The 18,569-nt window shown below is 68.4% G+C and carries 18 protein-coding genes; 10 read left to right on the top strand and 8 right to left on the bottom strand.

The genetic code is table 11. The features are described 5' to 3' along the window. Positions 1 to 98 precede the first annotated feature (98 nt). The 5 genes from EV645_RS12505 (at position 99) to EV645_RS12485 (ending at position 5,365) form a co-directional block, all read left to right on the top strand. Positions 99 to 1,724 carry a hypothetical protein gene (locus EV645_RS12505; protein WP_242000344.1) on the top strand — a complete coding sequence of 542 codons (1,626 nt, stop codon included), beginning with the start codon at positions 99 to 101 and terminating at the stop codon, positions 1,722 to 1,724. A 55-nt stretch (positions 1,725 to 1,779) separates the two neighbouring features. Next, the gene (locus EV645_RS12500) at positions 1,780 to 3,558 is read left to right on the top strand and encodes an NHL domain-containing thioredoxin family protein (RefSeq protein ID WP_130442819.1); all 1,779 of its coding nucleotides are present in this window, start codon (positions 1,780 to 1,782) and stop codon (positions 3,556 to 3,558) included. Positions 3,559 to 3,601: 43 nt separating this feature from the next. Then, complete coding sequence (locus tag EV645_RS12495) at positions 3,602 to 4,138, top strand: DUF2231 domain-containing protein (RefSeq protein ID WP_130442817.1); 537 nt, start codon at positions 3,602 to 3,604, stop codon at positions 4,136 to 4,138. 81 nt (positions 4,139 to 4,219) lie between these two features. Continuing rightward, positions 4,220 to 4,468 (top strand): DUF6458 family protein, encoded by a 249-nt coding sequence (locus EV645_RS12490; RefSeq protein ID WP_130442815.1) that lies wholly within the window; start codon positions 4,220 to 4,222, stop codon positions 4,466 to 4,468. 126 nt (positions 4,469 to 4,594) lie between these two features. After that, positions 4,595 to 5,365, top strand: coding sequence for a DUF4097 family beta strand repeat-containing protein (locus EV645_RS12485; RefSeq protein ID WP_130442813.1), 771 nt, complete (start codon positions 4,595 to 4,597; stop codon positions 5,363 to 5,365). Here EV645_RS12485 and EV645_RS12480 read toward each other — a convergent pair whose 3' ends face one another. From EV645_RS12480 to EV645_RS12465, 4 genes are all read right to left on the bottom strand, one after another. Next, a complete protein-coding gene (locus EV645_RS12480; protein WP_130442811.1) occupies positions 5,366 to 6,583 on the bottom strand; it encodes a hypothetical protein in 1,218 nt (405 codons plus the stop codon). Further along, positions 6,580 to 7,224, bottom strand: coding sequence for a hypothetical protein (locus EV645_RS12475; protein WP_130442809.1), 645 nt, complete (start codon positions 7,222 to 7,224; stop codon positions 6,580 to 6,582). Before EV645_RS12475 ends, EV645_RS12480 begins: the two co-directional genes overlap by 4 nt. Further along, on the bottom strand, positions 7,221 to 8,438 hold the full coding sequence (locus tag EV645_RS12470) for a hypothetical protein (RefSeq protein WP_130442807.1): 1,218 nt from the start codon (positions 8,436 to 8,438) through the stop codon (positions 7,221 to 7,223). The genes EV645_RS12475 and EV645_RS12470 overlap by 4 nt, the downstream gene beginning before the upstream one ends. 257 nt (positions 8,439 to 8,695) lie before the next feature. Then, complete coding sequence (locus EV645_RS12465; protein ID WP_130442805.1) at positions 8,696 to 10,564, bottom strand: acyl-CoA dehydrogenase; 1,869 nt, start codon at positions 10,562 to 10,564, stop codon at positions 8,696 to 8,698. 83 nt (positions 10,565 to 10,647) lie between these two features. Here EV645_RS12465 and EV645_RS12460 point away from each other — a divergent pair, with 83 nt between their 5' ends. Beyond that, a complete protein-coding gene (locus EV645_RS12460; RefSeq protein ID WP_130442803.1) occupies positions 10,648 to 11,166 on the top strand; it encodes a histidine phosphatase family protein in 519 nt (172 codons plus the stop codon). Here the strand turns inward: EV645_RS12460 and EV645_RS12455 are convergent. The 3 genes from EV645_RS12455 to EV645_RS12445 form a co-directional block, all read right to left on the bottom strand. After that, entirely contained in the window at positions 11,154 to 12,053 is a 900-nt protein-coding gene (locus tag EV645_RS12455; RefSeq protein ID WP_130442801.1) for an endo-beta-N-acetylglucosaminidase H, read from the bottom strand. The genes EV645_RS12460 and EV645_RS12455 overlap by 13 nt on opposite strands. 146 nt (positions 12,054 to 12,199) lie before the next feature. Continuing rightward, positions 12,200 to 13,555, bottom strand: coding sequence for a hypothetical protein (locus EV645_RS12450; RefSeq protein WP_130442799.1), 1,356 nt, complete (start codon positions 13,553 to 13,555; stop codon positions 12,200 to 12,202). Then, entirely contained in the window at positions 13,552 to 14,049 is a 498-nt protein-coding gene (locus tag EV645_RS12445) for a SigE family RNA polymerase sigma factor (RefSeq protein WP_130442797.1), read from the bottom strand. Before EV645_RS12445 ends, EV645_RS12450 begins: the two co-directional genes overlap by 4 nt. Positions 14,050 to 14,182: 133 nt before the next feature. On the opposite strand from EV645_RS12445, the gene EV645_RS12440 reads away from it, so the two are divergent. Genes EV645_RS12440 through EV645_RS12425 form a run of 4 tightly spaced genes read left to right on the top strand, consistent with a single transcriptional unit; the run spans position 14,183 to position 18,091 of the window. Then, positions 14,183 to 15,334, top strand: coding sequence for an anhydro-N-acetylmuramic acid kinase (locus EV645_RS12440; RefSeq protein WP_130442795.1), 1,152 nt, complete (start codon positions 14,183 to 14,185; stop codon positions 15,332 to 15,334). 24 nt (positions 15,335 to 15,358) lie between these two features. After that, on the top strand, positions 15,359 to 15,868 hold the full coding sequence (locus EV645_RS12435; protein WP_242000404.1) for an AAA family ATPase: 510 nt from the start codon (positions 15,359 to 15,361) through the stop codon (positions 15,866 to 15,868). Between the two features lie 34 nt (positions 15,869 to 15,902). Then, positions 15,903 to 16,916 (top strand): DNA polymerase III subunit beta family protein, encoded by a 1,014-nt coding sequence (locus EV645_RS12430; RefSeq protein WP_130442793.1) that lies wholly within the window; start codon positions 15,903 to 15,905, stop codon positions 16,914 to 16,916. Next, positions 16,913 to 18,091 (top strand): MFS transporter, encoded by a 1,179-nt coding sequence (locus EV645_RS12425; RefSeq protein ID WP_157997052.1) that lies wholly within the window; start codon positions 16,913 to 16,915, stop codon positions 18,089 to 18,091. Before EV645_RS12430 ends, EV645_RS12425 begins: the two co-directional genes overlap by 4 nt. Here the strand turns inward: EV645_RS12425 and EV645_RS12420 are convergent. Further along, positions 18,058 to 18,501, bottom strand: a complete 444-nt coding sequence (locus tag EV645_RS12420; RefSeq protein ID WP_130442790.1) for a GNAT family N-acetyltransferase — start codon at positions 18,499 to 18,501, stop codon at positions 18,058 to 18,060. The two genes, EV645_RS12425 and EV645_RS12420, sit on opposite strands and share 34 nt — an antisense overlap. Between the last annotated feature and the right edge of the window lie 68 nt (positions 18,502 to 18,569).

Genomic DNA, 18,569 nt, shown 5'->3' with positions numbered 1-18,569 from the left:
CTCGGCCCGTGCTCCGTCGGGAGCACGGGCCGTGCGTTATCCACAGGACGCGCGCACTGGACTGCGGCGGACTGGTTCCGGACGGTAATCTCACGAAGGTGACCAAGTCTCCACGCGGACGGGACGGGCGGCGCAGCCACTTACGGCTCGTCCCCGATCCGGGCGAGCCGCACGGGCCGACGGCGGGTGTCGATATCGACACGACGCCGAGCGTTGCCGTGCTGGAGACCCTGCTCGAAACGCTGTCCCTGGACCTGGCCGCGGTGCCGGCCGCGCTGCATCCGGTGATCGCGGAGGCGTCGGTGGCCCGCTCGGCCTCGATGCTCGCTGATCAACTGTGGCCGGCCGGGCGTCCGGACGAGATCGGTGAGGTGGAGCGGTTCTTCTGGGCCGACGCCGCGCGCGTGCTCGGTGAACGGCGCGATCTCGAATCCTTCGTCCTGCTGACGAGTCTGGCCCGGACGGTCGGTCCGGCCGGGCGGTTGCCGTTGCAGCGGGCCCATGTTTCCCGGTTACGCACGCAGGATGCGGTGCCCGAGTGGGTGACCCGGATCGCCGGGTTCCGGCTGACGAGCGCGATCGTGTCCGAGGACATCACCGGCGACGGGCTCAGTGTCGTGCTGGACTACGACGACGAGCAGCATCCGCACACGGTGGTGGTGTTCATCGACAACAACCTCGGCGCGATCGTCAAGGACGTGTTCGTCGGCCCGCCGGTCGATCGGGTGCTCGAGGCGTACCAGCGCGGTGGCCGGGTGACCATCCGGACCGTGCGGCCCTCGACCGCGGCCGGGATCATCCTGCAGGCGCTGGGGGAGACTCGCGACTACGACGAGCCGCCGGTCAGCGAGGACTTCGAGTTCTTCACCGACCTGCTGGTGAACCGGCTGACCCAGTTGCCGGAGCGCCCGATCCGCCCACCGATCCGCCCGCTGCTGTCCCCGCGTCAGCGCGATCAGTTGGTCGAGGAGTTCCTCGAGACCGCGCCTCCGCTACCGGAGGATGCCGCCGACATCGTTCGGCTGTGGATCGACCATGCGGTGGATCACACGGTCGGCGGTCCGTTACGCGTCAGCGCCGTGCTCGTCGAGCTCTTCCTTGCACACTGGCTGCCTCGCAAGGTCCTTGCCGACAGCACGTATTTCGACGCGGTTCCCGTTGTGGTGAAGGCCTGGCTCCGGTTCGCGGGTGACCGCACGCAGTTACCGCTGGATGCGATCGACGAGGCAGTCGATGCCGTCGACGTCTGGCAGCCCGCGCTGGAGGCCGCCGCGATGGTCGACCCGGTCGGCTCGAAGCCCGGCGAGCGAGTCTTCCTCGACGACACCACCAACGACCTGGAAGACGCTTACCGAGCCCTGGCCGGCCTAGGTTCCCCGCCTCAACCGGACCTCCGCGGCCTCGACAACTCGCAAGCGGCCACGCTCTCGGTGCTGGCTCCGCACGCCTGGCTGATGGCCGGCGAAACCCTCGGTACGGCGTACGCAGCCGACGCGTTCGACATCGCCGAACGCCTGGTGCGCGATGCCCCCGACCTCCTCGCCAAGGCCCGCCTGTCCACCTGGCCCCGCGCCATCGTCTGGCTCCTCGCCCACCGCCACCGCCTCGTCGGCCCCGGCGAAACCTTGACCCCCTACGCCCTGGCCACCGACCTCTCGTCCTCCCCGGCCACCCTCCGCAAAACCGCCAAACTCCTGACCGACACCCTGATCCTCCCGCTCTGATCTCAGCCGCCGGGCCCGGCGCGGATCGGATTGAGCGGCGGCGGACAATGGGGGCATGCATGTGCGTGCGCCGGAGTTGCGGGGTCGGGGTTGGTTGAACACGGGTGGTCAGGAGTTGTCGCTCGCTGACTTCCGGGGACGCTTTCTGTTGCTCGACTTCTGGGCGTTCTGTTGTATCAACTGCCTGCACGTGCTGGACGAGTTGCGGCCGTTGGAGGAGAAGTACGGCGATGCGCTGGTGATCGTCGGCGTGCACTCGCCGAAGTTCGCGCACGAGGGCGAAGAGGCCGCGGTCCGGGCTGCCGTCGAGCGGTACGAGGTGGGGCATCCGGTGCTCGACGACCCGGAGCTGATCACCTGGCAGAACTACACCGCCCGCGCCTGGCCGACGCTCGTGCTGGTCGATCCGAACGGATACATCGTCGCCCAGTACTCCGGCGAGGGGCACGCGCACGCCTTGGACGCCCTGCTGGCCGAGCTGGTGATCAAGCACGAGGCCGCCGGGACATTGACCCGTGGCAAGTCGCCGTACGTCGCACCTGTTGCCGAGCCCACCGATCTTCGCTTCCCGGCGAAGGTCGTTGCTCTGGACAACGGACTCCTCGTCGCGGACGCAGGCAACCACAGCGTCGTCGAGCTCGCCGCCGACGCGACCACCGTCGTACGCCGGATCGGCACCGGCCGGCGTGGATTCGCGGATGGATCGGCCGACGACGCGTCGTTCTCGGAGCCGAACGGGCTTTTGGTTCTTCCGCCCGACGTCGCCGGCCGCCTCGGGTACGACGTGGTTGTCGCGGACACCGTCAACCATGCGCTGCGGGGGATCTCGTTGGCGGATGGTCAGGTGCGGACGTTGGTCGGCACGGGCAAGCAGTGGATGGACGGCGACGGCACCGACGTACTCAGCTCGCCGTGGGACGTGGCGTGGTGGGGCGACAAGGTGTGGATCGCGATGGCCGGTGTACACCAGCTGTGGACCTTCGATCCGTTCACCGGGATGACTGAGGTTGCCGCTGGTACGACCAACGAAGGGTTGAAGGACGGGCCGCTGGCGGAGGCCTGGTTCGCGCAGACCAGCGGGCTTGCGGCGGATGGCGATCGGCTGTGGCTGGCCGACTCCGAGATCTCCGCGCTCCGGTGGATCGACACCGAAGTACACACCGCCGTCGGGACCGGGCTGTTCGACTTCGGGCTGCGGGACGGGAAGGCGAGCGAGGCGTTGCTGCAGCATCCGCTCGGCGTGACCGTTCTTCCCGACGGGTCGATCGCGATCGCCGACACCTACAACGGCGCCGTACGCCGCTATGACCCGCGGACCGAGGTCGTCGAGACGATGGCGACGGGTCTGGCCGAGCCCAGCGGCGCGGTTGTCGTGGGCAACGAACTGCTCGTCGTCGAGTCGGCAGCTCATCGCCTGACGCGGGTGCCTCTGGGAGCGTCCGCAATCGCTGACGAGTTCAGCACGCAGACCCAGCGTCCGCCGATGGACGTGGCCGCCGGCGAGGTCACCCTGGAGGTCGTCTTCACCCCGCCGCCCGGCCAGAAACTCGACGATCGCTACGGCCCTTCCACCCGTCTGCTCGTCTCCGCGACCCCCGACACGCTTCTGCGTGAGGGCGCCGGCGACTCCAGCGATCTCGTCCGTCGCCTGGTCATCGACCCGCACGCGGGCACCGGCGTCCTCCATGTCGCCGTACAGGCCGCGTCCTGTGACGATGCCTCCGAGGTGGAGTTCCCCGCGTGCCACATGCACCGGCAGGACTGGGGCGTGCCGATCCGCGTCACACCCGATGGCCCCGACCGGGTCGAACTGGTGCTCTCGGGCGGCAAGTAGCGAGCGCTTCCGGGGGCGACGGCCGAGAGCGTACCTTGAGAGCGTGGCATCGAGATCCTTGCCGCAGCGCGCAGTTCGCGCGGTCGGCGAAAGCCCCCTTTCCGAGCGGCTTGCCCGCGCGCAGGAGTTGGCGTACGAACCGCTGATCGACTGGGCACGAGGCAGTCCGCTGCACACCGACGTACTCGGTCATTCGTTGCATCCGTCGCTCACCGACGTGACCACCGGGTGCTGGCTCAGTACGTCGCTTCTCGATCTTGCGGGCGGGTCCCGGTCGCGTCGCGGGGCGACGATCCTCGCCGGGTTCGGGCTGCTGGCGTCCCTGCCGACGGCTATCGCGGGCGCAGCTGACTGGTCGGAGCTGTCAGGTGAGGAGCGGAGGATCGGTGCGGTCCACGCGCTCGGCGCGGACATTGCGATCTTCCTGTTCACCGGCTCGCTCGTCGCTCGTCTCCGCGGGCGGCACGCGTTGGGCACGAAGCTGGCGATGGCCGGGAACCTGGTGATGGCGGGTGCGGGCTTCCTCGGCGGACACCTGGCCCTGCACCGCGGAACTGCTCGCCGGCCTGTCATCAGTTAGCTGTCATCAGTTAGCTGTTTGGAGCGTGGGTACAGAGAGGTAGCTTTGACGATGTAGGACGCGACTCACTGGGAGGCTCGGATGAGCATCGGTGTGGGGATCTTTCTGATGGTGGTCGGCGCCGTGCTCGCGTTCGCTGTCCGCGACACGTGGGACGCCGTGAACCTGCAGGTGGTCGGCTACATCCTGCTGCTGGCCGGCCTGGCCGGCATCCTGCTGTCCTTCTACATCACCAACCGCCGCCGCCGCGTGGCCACCGACGCCATCGACCCGGCCGTCGAAGAGGAATACCGCGTCGTCGAGGAACACCACCGCGACATCAAGGAGTAGGCGGGGTTCCCGATCATCCCTGAGGCACGCTCAGGGACAGCTCGGGGGATCTGCCTGATCCAGTGAGCACGCCTCGCCACCTACTGTCGATGCGACAACGTGGGTGGGCTCGAGAAGAGGCGGACGATGGCGGAGAACAAGCAGCTCGGCGTGATCCTGCTGGTAGCGGCGGCCGGGCTGGCGTTCTGGCAGTTCGGGGGCAAGGACTCCGACGACACGCACAAGGTCGACGACAAGATCACCACGGTGCAGCTGGCCGCCGATCACTCCGACATCACGATCAAGGTGTCCGACGACGACACGACCACCGTCCAGGAGAAGCGCAAGTACTGGTTCTTCAAGCACGGCGACGCGTACTCCGTGAAGGACGGCGTACTCAAACTCGACGGTGACTGCGGCTGGCAGTGCAGCGCCGACTTCGAGGTCACCGTCCCGCGTGGGACGAAGGTCACCGGGGAGAACGGCAGCGGCGACCTCGAGCTGACCGGAGTCGCCGGCGTCGACGCCAAGTCCCGTTCCGGCCAGGTCGAACTCCGCGAGATCGACGGAGATGTGAACCTGGACGTCACGTCCGGCGACGTGTCGGTCAGCGACCTCACCGGCAAGCTGGACGTGAAGGCGAACTCGGGCGACATCGAGGCCGCGGGCCTGAAGGGCGGCCCGGTCAACGTCGAGACCTCGTCCGGCGACATGGAACTCCAGCTCGCCGAGGCCAACGATGTGCACGCGAAGGGGACGAGCGGCGACATCGAGATCACCGCGCCCGGCGGTGACTACAAGGTCTCCACGGAGTCCCGCACCGGCGATGTCGAGAACTCGCTCGGCAACTCCACCGACGCCTCCCACAACCTCACCGCCACAACAACCTCAGGCGACATCGAACTCCACGCGCGGTAATCAGCGGTGGAGCTCGCCTCGCGAGACAGACTCGGCCAGGTCGTCGCCGGTGGTGCCGTAGAAGGTTCGGGCCCAGAGGGTGTTGTCGTACCAGTAGGGGCCGTTCTCGCCGGGGAGGGAGGAGGGGGCGGTGCCGCGTTTGAGGGCTCGGCGGCAGGCGGCGCAGAGGGGGAGGGTGAGCGTGGTGCCGTCGGCTTCCACCTGGGTGGGTTTGCCGGCCGACCGGCCGTGCAGCGGGTTGAAGGCGCACAGATCCGGTACGGCGTCCGCGCGGCCCGTCACTGCGACGTCGTACTCCCGGCGAGCCTTGTCCAGGAGCACCATCGCCCCGACCAGATCCACCAGCGACGTGGAGGAGTCGAGGACCTTCCCCGCCGCCGCGTGATCGTCGAGCGCAGCCTGTTGGTGCGCCAGACCCGGCCCGTCGGTCGTGGGCAGTGCGGCCAGCTTCGTGCCGAGCGTGGTCAGCTCGGCCGTCGTGTCCCGTTCGAGTCGCCGACGCCGCTCGGCCGCGACGGTTGCGGCGACATGCGGCGGGATACGGAAGGCCTTCTCCCGCTGAGGGGAGCGCCGCCGCAGCCCGATCACCAAACCGAGCAGGACCAGCACGACCAGGCCGCCGACGATCGACAGCGCAACGACCCAACCATGCCCACCGGAGTCTGAGTCCGAGTCCTCGGAGGGTGAGCTCGGCGAGGTCGCGTGAGGCGTCGTCGAAGGGATCCCCGGCGCAGCCAGCAGCTCATACATCCGGGCCAGCACCTCGGTCGGCCCCGCGTCGTACCCCTCGTCGTCCAGCGCACGTTCGCGCGCCGCCTGCAGCTTGTCCTCGCTGACCTGCGGTACGTCGCGGGCCTCGTACCACGGGAAGCGATCCCCGCCGTCGACCACGACGTACAACCCCGGCTTGCGCAGCGCGTCCTCCACCAGGGTGAGCACCGTGCTCTCCTCGCCCTGGAATTCGTCGCTCGGCGTCAGCGGCAGGATGATCGTGTAGATCGGGTACCCGACCGCCTTGGCCTTCGTCCGTACGTCGGCCCGCAGCTTCTCCGGCAGCGCCGAAGCGTACGCCGGGTCGATGTACAGCGGATCCTTCGTCAGCGCCGTCGCGATCTCCCGAGCCCGTTCCGCCGGCGTCTGCGCCGCATCCGCGCTGGCCTCGGCGGGGACCGCGACCAGCAACACCAAAGCCGCCAGGCAGCTCAACAGGCCCTTCACGCGCTTCCCTTCCGACGTCTGGCGGCGATCGCCGCCACGATCAACACGATTCCGGCGAGGATCCCGCCACCGATCATCCCGAGCACGCCACCCCCGAGTCCGTTCCCGATCGCCTTGCCGACGGTGAACTTCTCCTCCGGGTACGAAGGCTCCGGCTCCGTCGGCACCGGTTCGGTCCGGGCCGGCTCGGGCGAGTAGCGAGCGTTCAGCTCGACATTGTCGAGGTACTTCGAGAGCTGCGCGCTCAAGGTCTCGTCCTTGTCCCGCCAGGTGCTGTCCGGCGCGTACGCCGCGAGCTCGTGCGCCACGCCGTACGTCATGTCGCCGTCCATCACGACGTACACACCCGGCTTACCGTTCGCCGTGGCCAGTCGGCCGGCGAGGAGATCCGCGTCGCCCTTCTCCGGGAACCAGTCTCCGGTCGGTACGACGGCAACGAAGACGGGCATCTTCGCCGCTGAGATCACCCGCAACATCTCGTTGCCATCGGCAATCGAGGTGAAGTCCGGGTCGACGTACAGCCCCTGCTTCGCCCAGGCGGCAGTGGCTGCGGCGATCCGCGGATCGGCAGGCGTGGCCGCCCAGGCTGTCCCGGTCAAGGCGAAGGCTGTTGCCAGCAGCAACAGAATGAGGCGCCTCATCGGACCGCGATCCGTTCGGGCAGGTCGTCGGACAGCCCACCGAAGCCGGTCGCGACCATCGGGTTGTCCTCCGGATCGAGTGTCCAGTACGGAACCTGCTTGCGGTCGTGACCGAGCAGCCCGGACTTGCTCCAGACCCGCAAACCGATCGGCGTCCGGCCGCGCCGGATCACGCTCACGCACGACTGGCACGCGGGTACTTCGACCTCGTCCTCCCAGTCGACTGTGCTCGTTCCGGGGTTGTGCGTCGGGTTGAAGAAGCACGGCGGCTGCAGCTCCGCTCCCGAGGCGACGCGCTCGGCCTGCCGCGCGAGGACGAGCGCACCGGCGGCCGCGAGCAGGTCTTCCGGCTGATCCGCCCGCAGCGTGCGCGCCGCATCCAGCCGGCGGTACGCGTCATCGCGCTGGTCGAGCTGCTTCGTCGACTTGTTGTTGCGCTTGTCGAGCCGCGCGAGTGCCCGCTCAGCCTGCTTGATCTTGTCGTCCGCCTTGAGCTCCACGTCCCACGCCTCGGTCGGCGGGCTGTCGCCGCCATGCTCCCGCCTCACCCGCTTGGCCGGCCGTCGGCGCCGAAGTCCGAGGAACAGAACCAGTGCGAACCCCAGCACCGCACCAACGCCCAGCCCGACGTACGCCGACCGATCCTCCTTGTCGGTCACCGACAGCCCACCCTCGCTGCGCTGCGGCTCCAGATCGGCGGCCGGGACCTGCGGCAGCGGACGACCGTCGTACGCCGTGGAGGCCTGCTGGATCGTCCGGACGATCTGCGGGGCCGGACGCTCGTCGACGACCTCGGAGTCCTGCTTGTCGTCGGCCCGGACACTGGAGAGGTCCCTGCCACGCAACCCGGCCGGCCGGAACAGCTCCGCCTGGTCCGACCAGTAGTTGTCGTAGACAACCGCGACGATGTAGACCCCGGGCTCGCCGATCCTTGCGTGCAGCAACGTCGGAAGGTCGTAGCCGCTCGCCCGGAGGTACGGCGACTGCGGCACGAGCGCGACGTAGACCGGCAGGCCGGCGGTGCGGATCGCAGTACGGATCCGGGCCAGCTCGGACGCCGGCATCGTCGCCCGCAGGCGTTCGTCCACGGAGACGTGATCGGTCCGCCAGGCGGCAGCGATGCGGTCGGGCAGCTCCGGGGTGTCGGCCTGCGCGGGGAGGGCAGGCAGGAACGCCAAGGCTGCGACCACGGCAGCGAATAGTCGGGCGGACATCCCCGACAGCCTACGACGACCCGACTTGGACACACTCACACGGACGCCGCATCGCCTCGGTTGGTTCCTGAGTAGACGCGACCCTGGCCTGGACAGGGGAAGCCAAGCCAGGGTCACGATGTTGCAGGGCAGAAACGTTGCTACAACCCCCCGCTTAACAACAGGGCAGATCGCGGGGCATCCCGGGGCAGATCAATCTGCCCCGAGTGTTGGAACCCTCCGGCTCGACCGCGCAAGCACCCGAGCCGGAGGAGCTGTTAGAAGGCGGACTCCGGGAGGTCCATCACGTCGAGGTCGGTGAGCTCGGCCTTGATCCGCTCGGCCCGCACCGACGGCATCGTGCTGCGGACGAACCACTGGGCCGCCGCGACCTTGCCGGTGTAAAAGTCCTGGTCAGCCGGGGAAAGCTCGCCGCCCAGCCGCTCCAGCGCGACCTCCGCCTGGCGGAGCATCAGCCATGAGCAGACCACGTCGCCGAGGACGAACAGCAGCCGTGAGGTGTTCAGTCCGACCTTGTAGATGTTGCGCTGGTCGCCGTTCTCCGCCTGCGGGTTGCTGGCCATCAGGGCCTGCCCCATGATGCCCAGGATCTTCTGGGTGTCTTCGAGACCCTTGGCGAGCAGTCCGCGCTCCTCCTTCAGTCGGCCGTTGCCCGCCTCGGAAGCGACGAACGCCTGCACCTGCTCGGCCAGGTGACCGAGCGCCTTGCCCTGGTCCTTGATGATCTTGCGGAAGAACAGGTCCTGGCCCTGGATGGCCGTCGTGCCCTCGTAGAGCGTGTCGATCTTCGCGTCCCGCACATACTGCTCGATCGGGTAGTCCTGCAGGAAGCCGGACCCGCCGAACGTCTGCAGCGACTCGGTGCCGAGCAGCGTCCACGACTTCTCCGAGCCGTAGCCCTTCACCAGCGGCAGCAGCAGGTCGTTGACCCGCTCGGCGAGGTCGTCGTGCTCACCGGCGTACCGCGCCTGCTCGGCCCGGTCCTGGTACGTCGCCGTGAACAGCACCAGCGCCCGCAGCGCCTCGGCATACGCCTTCTGCGTCAGCAGCGACCGCCGTACGTCGGGGTGGTGGGTGATCGTGACCCGCGGCGCGTCCTTGGCCGGCTGCGTCAGATCCGCGCCCTGCACCCGCTCCTTGGCGTACTCGAGCGCGTTCAGGTAGCCGGTGGACAGCGTGGCTATCGCCTTCGTGCCGACCATCATCCGTGCGTACTCGATCACCTGGAACATCTGTGCGATACCGTCGTGCACCTCGCCGAGCAGCCAGCCCTTCGCGGGCCCTCCGTTGTTACTGTCGCCGAAGGTGATCTCGCAGGTCGTGGAGACCTTGATGCCCATCTTCTTCTCGACGTTCGTGACGAAGGCGCCGTTGCGCTCACCGGTCAGCTCGCCGGTCTCGAGGTCGAAGTCGTACTTCGGGACCACGAACAGACTCAGGCCCTTCGTCCCCGGACCGCCGACGCCCTCGACGCCCTGCGGTCGCGCGAGGACCAGGTGGACGATGTTCTCGGTCATGTCGTGCTCGCCCGACGTGATGAACCGCTTGACGCCCTCGATGTGCCAGCTGCCGTCCTCCTGCAGCGTGGCCTTCGTGCGCCCGGCGCCCACGTCGGAACCGGCGTCCGGCTCGGTCAGCACCATGGTGGCGCCCCAGCCGCGCTCGATGATGTGGTGCGCGATCTTCTGGTCCCGCTCGGTGCCGTTGCGCCAGAGCACGTGCGCGAAGTTCGGGCCCGCGGCGTACATGTGCACCGGCGGGTTGGCGCCGAGCACCAGCTCGGCCGCAGCCCAGCGCAGCGACGGCGGCGTCGGCTGGCCACCGAGCTCTGCGGGCAGCTCAAGCTTGAACCACTCGGCGTCCATGTAGGCGTGGTAGCTCTTCTTGAACGCTTCGGGCATCCGGACCTCGTGCGTCTCCGGGTCGAAGACCGGCGGGTTCCGGTCGGCCTCCGCGAACGACTCGGCCAGCTCGTGCTTGGCCAGCCGGTCGACCTCCGCGAGCACCTCACGGGCGGTGTCGACGTCCATGTCGGCGTACGGGCCCTGACCGAGGACGTCGCCGCGGCCCAATACCTCGAGCAAGTTGAACTCGATGTCCCGCAGATTCGACTTGTAGTGGCTCACAGAGTTCCCCTAAGCGTTGTACTCACGAGTAACTTGAGTATATACCCGCCGGTAATGAAGACAAAGAGGGTTAGCTGTGACCTGTGACCAGGCTGATATACGAGACCCACTCGACCACCGTCGACAACGAACGAGGGATCGCTACCGGGTGGCTGCCCGGTGAGTTGTCCGAGCGAGGGCGTGGGGAGTCGCGCGAGCTCGGGCTGCGGTGGCCCGACGTCGACGTGGTGTTCAGCTCGGACCTGCGCCGGGCGGTGAACACGGTCGAGCTGTCCGGGCTGACCGTGCCGCATTTCGTGGACTGGCGACTCCGCGAGTGCAACTACGGCGAGCTCAACGGGGCTCCGGTGGGCGAACTGGAACCGCGGGTCGACCGCGCCCACACTCCGTTCCCCGGCGGTCAGAGCTACGCGGACGTCGTCGAGTTGACCCGATCGTTCCTCGCCGACGTCAAGCGCTGGTACGCCGATGCGACCGTCCTCGTGGTCGCCCACTCCGCCAACCGGTGGGCGTTGGACCACCTGCTGGGGAGTGGGAAACCGATCGAGGACCTGATCGAGTCGCCGTTCGAATGGCGGCCCGGCTGGACCTACGCCTTGTAGACGGTGGCGCTGCCGTACAGCTTCTGGGTGAAGGCCGACATGTACGACGACGTGTCGGCCTCGGTCAGGTTGTACGTGAGGAAGACGCCGTACCCCTCGCTGACCGTTCGCTGGGCCAGGCTCGCGGCGGTTGACGAGCTGGTGTCGGTGTAGGAGATCGCGGCGGGGGAGACGCGCGACTTCTCGCTCGGCGCGCTCGGGACGCCCCAGGTGCCGTAGTACGGGTTCCACGAGTAATTGAAGGTCTCGGCGATGGTCTGGCCGTTGTAGGTCAGGCGATCCGCGGCCGGGCCGATGTTGTAGAGCGTGATCAGCTTGTTCGGGAGCTTGGCGCGGAGGGCCTGGACCAGGTAGACGAACGAGAAGTCGTTCGGCTGACCGGTCCCGTTGTTGCCGTACTCCGCGTACTCGTCGTCGAAGTCGATGCCGTCCAGGCCGTACTGGTTGACTGCGTCGGCGAGCTGCTGCGCGAACGCGTCGGCGGCCGCCTGGTTCGGGAAGTTCGCGAAGCCGGCGCCTTGGTGATTGCCGAGGACCGACAGCAGGACCTTGATGCCCTTCTGCTGCAGCGGGCGGACCTGGGTGGCGACGTTGTTCAGGACGTTCGTTACCTGGTCGTTGAAGAACAGGTACGCGTTCGAGCCGTCGTAGTTGATGTTCGCCGCGAAGATCGCCGCGACGTCGATCACCTGCGCACCGCCTTTCGCCAGCGTGTACTTGCCGGCGCTGAGCATGCTGTGGTCGTTGACCTCGATGTACGCGACGGTGACCGGTCCGGTCTTCTGCGCGCGGCGGCACTTGGGCGCGGCCTCGGCGGGCAGTGCGGCGCCGGTGGCGGCCGCGGCGGTGCCGGCGGCCAGGGCTGACAACAGGGTCCTTCGCTTCATGAGCTGATCGACTCCTCATCAAGGTGGGCGGGTCGCTATATCGGTTAAGCACCCGTCGCCGCCCGGAGGGTGGCCCAGGCGGCGACAGGAGGTAAACCGGTATAGCGACACCGATCATCGATCGGCCCAAACCCGGTGTCAAGGGTTCATGGCAACGGTACGACGTCCGTCCTGCCGCCCGCCTCCACCTTGACCTCGGCATGCGTTCCGGCCGGTACCAGAAGCGCGTTCGAGCGCGCTGGACTCCACGCGCCGCCGTCGTACCGGTAGGAGAGTTGTGCGTCCTTGCGGGCGATGGCCCAGCCCTGGCTGTCGGGGAGTTTGATCGCGACCGGGAGTGCCGCCGACGCATCGGGCACGCCGCCGTGCACGATCCGGAGCTTGCCCGTCTTCGGCTTGAGCACGGCGTACACGTGGGTCGGGTCGTTGTCGAGCGCCTGCTCGCCGATGTACACCGCGGTCCCGGCGGTGGTCACGCCGTACCCGGTCCAGATCGAGAAGGCGGTGCTGTTCGCGTTCGGGTCGCTGACCTTTCCGATCGCGTCGTTGAAGACCTCGTTCGCCTTCATCCGTAGGTTGTTCGCGCCGTCGCTCATCGCCCAGAGGCCGTCGCCCTCCTGCGCGAAGCCGGACCAGAGGCGGTTGTCCGGGGTCTCCGTCATCGTCGGTCCGGTGTACAGGACCGCGAGATAGGAGAAGGCAGTGCCCGGCATCCGGTTGATCCGCAGGTCTTCGTCCTTCTGGCCGGCCGGAAGCTTCACGATCGCCACCCGATCGCGGAACTTCAGCGGGGTGTACATGCGCTTGACGGAACCGTCCTCGGCGTACGTGCGACCCAGCGAGAGGCCGATCTGCTTGCCCGGCATCTGCAGGACGACCAGTGCCTTGGTGTCGTCCTTGCCGACGACGAACGCGGTCTGCTGGGACGAACCTGGAACCGGGTAGTCGTCGCCGACAACGGTCGGCTTGCCGTCCTTGCCGTCGACGACGTACCCGACCAGCGCCGCGACACCCTCGTGGTACAGCTGCACGTCCGAGTGGTTGCGGAGGTCGGAGTTCTCGACCACGATCGCGGCCCGCCCGCCGGGCGTGTTGCCGGCCCAGGCGACCTTCGCGTCTCCCTGCAGGTGGTTGAAGATGCCGCGGTCGTGGTTGATCGACTTGGTGTGCGAGGACCGCCAGGCCGAGAGCACCTGCTGCAGGTACGTCGTGTCGCCGGCCAGGTCGCCGCGGGTCGGACCGTTCATCAGGAACGCGTACGGGTCGCCCTCGCCGGGTGTGGACGCGACCGGCGGATCGGAACGATGGTCGAACATCGCCGGCGCGGTGATCGCGACCCCACCGACGACAACTGACGTCAGGGCGATCGCTCCCGCGGCGAGGAAACGGCGGCGCCGGAGTCGGCGCGCCCCACCGGCCCGGGCGCGGTCGAGCAGGTCGGGCGAGGCCTCGACGCTGTCCACGTCGGCGCTGAGCCGCTGCTTGAGTTCGGTCTCGGTCATCGCAGTCCTTCCAGGATGGCGGGTTCGGTGATCAGGCGGAGCCGGTCCAGTGCGCGGGACGTCTGGCTCTTCACGGTGCCGAGTGAGCACCCGAGCGCGTCGGCGGTCTGGGCCTCGGTGAGGTCCTCGTAGTACCGGAGCACGATCACGGCGCGCTGCCGTGGCGGAAGCTCCTGCAGAGCGGTGATCAGCTGGGCGCGGACCGCGTGGTCCTCGGCGCTGTCGGGCGTCGGCCGGTCGTGGTCGGCGAGCGTGACCTCGGGTTTGCGGCCCTTGCTGCGCCAGCGGTTCGCGGCGAGGTTGGCAAGGGTCTTGCGGGCATACGCGTCCGGTGCGCTGTGGATCCGCCGCCAGCGGACGTAGACGCGCTCGAACATCTCCTGGACGAGATCCTCGGCCGCCGACCGATCGCCGACGAGCAGCACAGCGGTCCGTAACAGCCGGGTCGAGCTTCCCCGGACGAAGTCGTCGAAATCATCACCCCGCGTGACCATTCACCCTCCTCGGTGATCGTCCTCGTAGACAGGTAGACACCGGAGCAGACCGGAAGGTTGCATGGCCCGAGTCGCGGCGTGGCGGCGTTGTGGATGAAGATGGACGCTCCGACCGCCATCGACGGGAGTTGATATGCGAGTGATCGGGCTGATGTCCGGGACGTCGTACGACGCGATCGACGCGGCAGCCGCGGACCTGCGGCTGGACGGCGACGTGCTGGTGCTGACGCCGCTGGGCATGCTCAGCCAGCCGTATCCGCCGGAGCTGCGGGCCGCGGTCGCAGCGTCGTTGCCACCGGCATCGACGACTGTCGAGCAGGTCTGCCGGCTCGACACCGGGATCGGGCAGGCGTTCGCCGCGGTCGCCCGGCAGGCGGTGGAGCAGCTGTGCGGCGGGTACGCCGACCTGATCGTCTCGCACGGGCAGACGGTGTACCACTGGGTCGACGACGCAACGGTGCGCGGGACGCTGCAGCTCGGGCAGCCGGCCTGGATCGCGGAGGCGACCGGCGTACCGGTGGTGTCGGACCTGCGGGCGCGGGACGTGGCGGCCGGCGGGCAGGGTGCGCCGCTGGTCAGCATCATCGACGTGCTGTGGTTGCGCGGGCGTCCCGGCGTACCGGTCGCTCTGAATCTCGGGGGAATCGCGAACATCACCGTGGTCCACGGCGATCCGGTTGCCTTCGACACCGGTCCGGCGAATGCGCTGATCGACGCCGTCGTGACGGAGCTGACCGGGCGGCCGTTCGATGCGGACGGGGTGATGGCGGCGCGGGGCCAGGTACACGAGGAGCTGCTCGGTCGGCTGCTGGCTGAGCCGTACTACGAGCGGCCGGCGCCTAAGTCGACGGGCAAGGAGCTGTTCAACCTCGCCTACGTGGCCAAGGCGATGGAGGGGCTGCCGGAGATCCCAGCGGAGGACCTGGTCGCCACGGTGACGACGCTGACTGCCCGGACGGTGGCGGACGCCGTACGGCGGTACGGCGGGACCGAGGTGGTCGCATCGGGAGGCGGGATCCAGAACCCGGCGTTGATGCATCTGCTGGCGGACGAGCTGGAGATTCCGGTCCGGACCACAGACGAGCTGGGCATGCCGTCGGCGGCGAAGGAGGCGTACGCGTTCGCCGTACTCGGATTCCTGAGCGTGCACGGGCTCGGCGGGACAGTGCCGAGCTGCACCGGCGCAGCCCACTCCAGCGTCCTTGGATCGGTCACGCCCGGCTTGAGCGGATTACCGACGATTGCCGGCGAGGCACGACCTCCGATGCGCCTTCTGGTGCAGTGACCGCACACTAGACCTGTGACGAGGATGTTCGTGGTGACGGGAGCACCCGGGTCGGGGAAGTCGACAGTGGTGCCGGAGTTGGTGCGGCTCAGCCCGGGGAACCTGGTCGTGATGGACATGGACGAGCTGCTGGACGACGACGGACGGCTGCTCGGGATCGACATCGCCAGTCCGACGGCGGCGCCGATCTGGCCGGCGTACAACGCGCTCTGGTTGCGGATCACCGAGCTGATCAGGCGGTCCGGGATTCCGGTGCTGCTCCTGTCTCCGCTGCTGCCGGCCGAGCTTCCGGAGGGCCGCTGGCTGCACCTGGACTGTCCCGACGCCATTCGTCGCAAACGCCTCGCGCTCCGCGGCTGGGCCGAGGACCAGATCGCCGACGCCCTCGCTGACGCGGCCGAGCTCCGGACCCGCGTCCCGCGTTCGGTCCGCGGGGACCTCTCGCCCGACCGCGTGGCTCGCAGCATTCTCGACTGGATCCGCGGCGAACGGTTCGGCAAGACCGTCAGCCTGTGGGGCCGGCTCCGGAGTTGACCTTCGAGTTGGTTCAGAGATCAGGGTCGGGCCTATGAGGCTGACGATCAGTGAGTTTGCACGGATGGTGGGGCTGGCGCCGAGCGCCCTGCGGTTCTACGACGACTGCGGGCTGCTGCCGCCTGCCGAGGTGGACGCGGCGAATGGCTATCGGTACTACGACAGGTCGCAACAACCCAGGGCTCGGCTACTGCGCGACCTGCGGGAGATCGACCTGCCGCTGCCGGAGGTCCGCATCGCCCTGGATGCCGACCCTGCCGACGTGGCGGACCTGGTCCGCTCTCATCTCCGCACGCTCGAAGCCAAGTCGACCGCAACCCGGGAGGCTGCCACCCGCCTCCTCACTCAACTCCTCTCGCACCAAACAACAGCAGCCCTGGGCGGACCTGAACTTGCCAGCGCGATCCGCCAGGTCGCGCCGACCGCGGCCGCGACAACTGAGTACCCCGGCCTGGACTGTGTGCTGATCGAGTTCTCGCCCGACGAGCTCACGTTCGTAGCGACCGATCGCTATCGGCTCGCGGTGCGGACGGTCCGGCCGGTGGAGTTCGGTGGGGTGGCGGGGCGGGTCTTGGTACGGGCGGACGAGCTCGCGCGGGTGAGTCGGTGGGCCGCGGCGGGCGAGGTGGTGCGGGTCGAGGTCGACGGCGGGTTGGTGCTGGTGCGGGGCGAGGAGTCGCGCGAGTTGGCAGTCGTCGATGCGGAGTATCCGGCGTACCAGCAGATTCTCGACGGGCTGACGCCGCCGGTCTGCCGGGTGGCGGTGGATCGGGCGGGGCTGCTCGACGTACTGGTCGGGCGGGATGTCGTCGCCTTTGACATCGACGCCGAGAGCCTGCGGATCGGTGACGAAGTGAAGCTCGACGCGATCGGGTCCGGGTCGGTGCGGGTCGGGTTCACCGCGAGTATGCTCGCCGCCGCGTTGGAGGCGAGCGTCGGGCCGGACGTGCTGCTCGAGATCTGCGAGCCGGCGCGGCCGGTCGTCGTACGGTCAGCCGACCAGGGCACGTTCACCACGCTCGTCATGCCCGTCCGGCTGGACGGGTGACGCGGTCGTACTACGGCTGGCTGGCAGGCTCAACCCTTTCGGTACTCGGCGACACCGCGCTGTTCTTCGCGCTGGGGTGGGCGGCGACGGGCATCGGCCCGCAGGTCGCTGCGCTGGTGCTGACCGGGTTCACGCTGCCGCGCGCCGTACTCCTTCTGCTCGGTGGCGTCCTCGGTGACCGGATCGGTCCGCGCCGGCTGCTGCTCGCGTGCAGCGCGATCGTCGGCACGTGCTGCTTCCTGCTTGCCGCGGTGGTGGGGGTTCGTGGGACTTCGGCTGGTCTGCTGTTGATGACGGCGATTGTTGTCGGGACGGTTGATGCCTTCGCGCTGCCGGCGTCGGGGGTGCTGCCTCGGCTGTTCGTGCCGGACGATCAGTTGCCTAGGGCAATGGCTCTGCGTACGTCGGCCACGCAGCTGATCACGCTTGCCGGTGGGCCGCTCAGTGGGCTGCTTGTTGCGACGGTCGGGCTGGTCGGGGCGCTCATGCTCGACGGGGTGACGTTCGCGGTGCAGTTCCTTGTGTTGTTGATGCTCAGACCGCCGTACGACGTGAGTCCTGCGCGAGGGCCCGGCCGTTCTGTCGTGCGTGAAGCGCTGGATGGGTTGCGGGTGGCAGCTGGAGATCCTGTGCTGCGGATGGTGCTGGCTGTGGTGGCGTTGGTCGCGGCCTTCGTTCTGCCGGTCACGTCGTTGTGCGTTCCGTTGCTTGCCCGATCGCACGGATGGGCGGCCGGGCAGGCGGGGTTTGTTGTGGCGGGCAACGTTTGTGGCGGGTTGGCGGTGACGATCCTGGTTGCCCGGTTCGGCACGTTCGACCGTGCCGAGCGGACGGGCGGCGTCGGGTGTCTGCTCGCCGCGGTCGGGATCTCGGGTCTCGCGCTGGCACCGTCCGTCCCGATGGCGGTCGGTGCGACTCTTCTGCAGGGCGTCGGCATCGGGCTGTTCACGTCACACCTTGCCCCGGTGTTCGTCCGCAGTACGCCGAAATCGCATCTGACCCGGCTTCAGTCGCTGCTGTCCTTGGTGCAGACCGTTCCGCTCATCGTGTCGATGAATCTCCTCGCCACGCTCGACGTACGCCATGCGCTGATCCTCGCCGCCGCCGCGACCGCACTCGCCGGCCTGATGCTGCTCCGCGCCTACCTACCGAAGTCGATCTCAAAGGTCGGGTAGTCCGGCTGCGGACACGGCTCACCGCGATACCCCAACTTCTCGTAGAACGGCGCCGCCCGCTCGTGATGGCCCTGCCACTCGAGATACCGGACCCGGGTCGACGCCCACTCCGCCACCGCATCCATCAACGCCCGCCCAACCCCGCCACGCCGCCGCTCCGGCATGACATACAGGTCATGCAACCGCCCGTGATGCCTCCGCCCCGCCCGCAAGTGCGTCCCGTAGTTCTGCACCGCGGCGTACCCGATGAGCTCCCCGCCGTCGTCGTACCCCAACGCCACCCACCGTGGATCGTCCACCAGCTCCTCGAAGTACCCCCGGGACTCCGCCTCTGAAAACTCAGTCCCGAACCCCTTCACCAACGGCCACAACCCGGCCCAGTCGTCCACCGTCAACTCACGCACATCCATCCCCCCACCCTCCCAGCCCACCCATTGATCGGCATGCGAATTGTTGACAACACATTGTCGTTATGACA

The sequence above is a fragment of the Kribbella rubisoli genome, from assembly GCF_004217145.1.
GTDB classification, from domain to species: Bacteria; Actinomycetota; Actinomycetes; order Propionibacteriales; family Kribbellaceae; genus Kribbella; species Kribbella rubisoli.
This window is presented reverse-complemented; position numbering and strand designations above follow the sequence as displayed.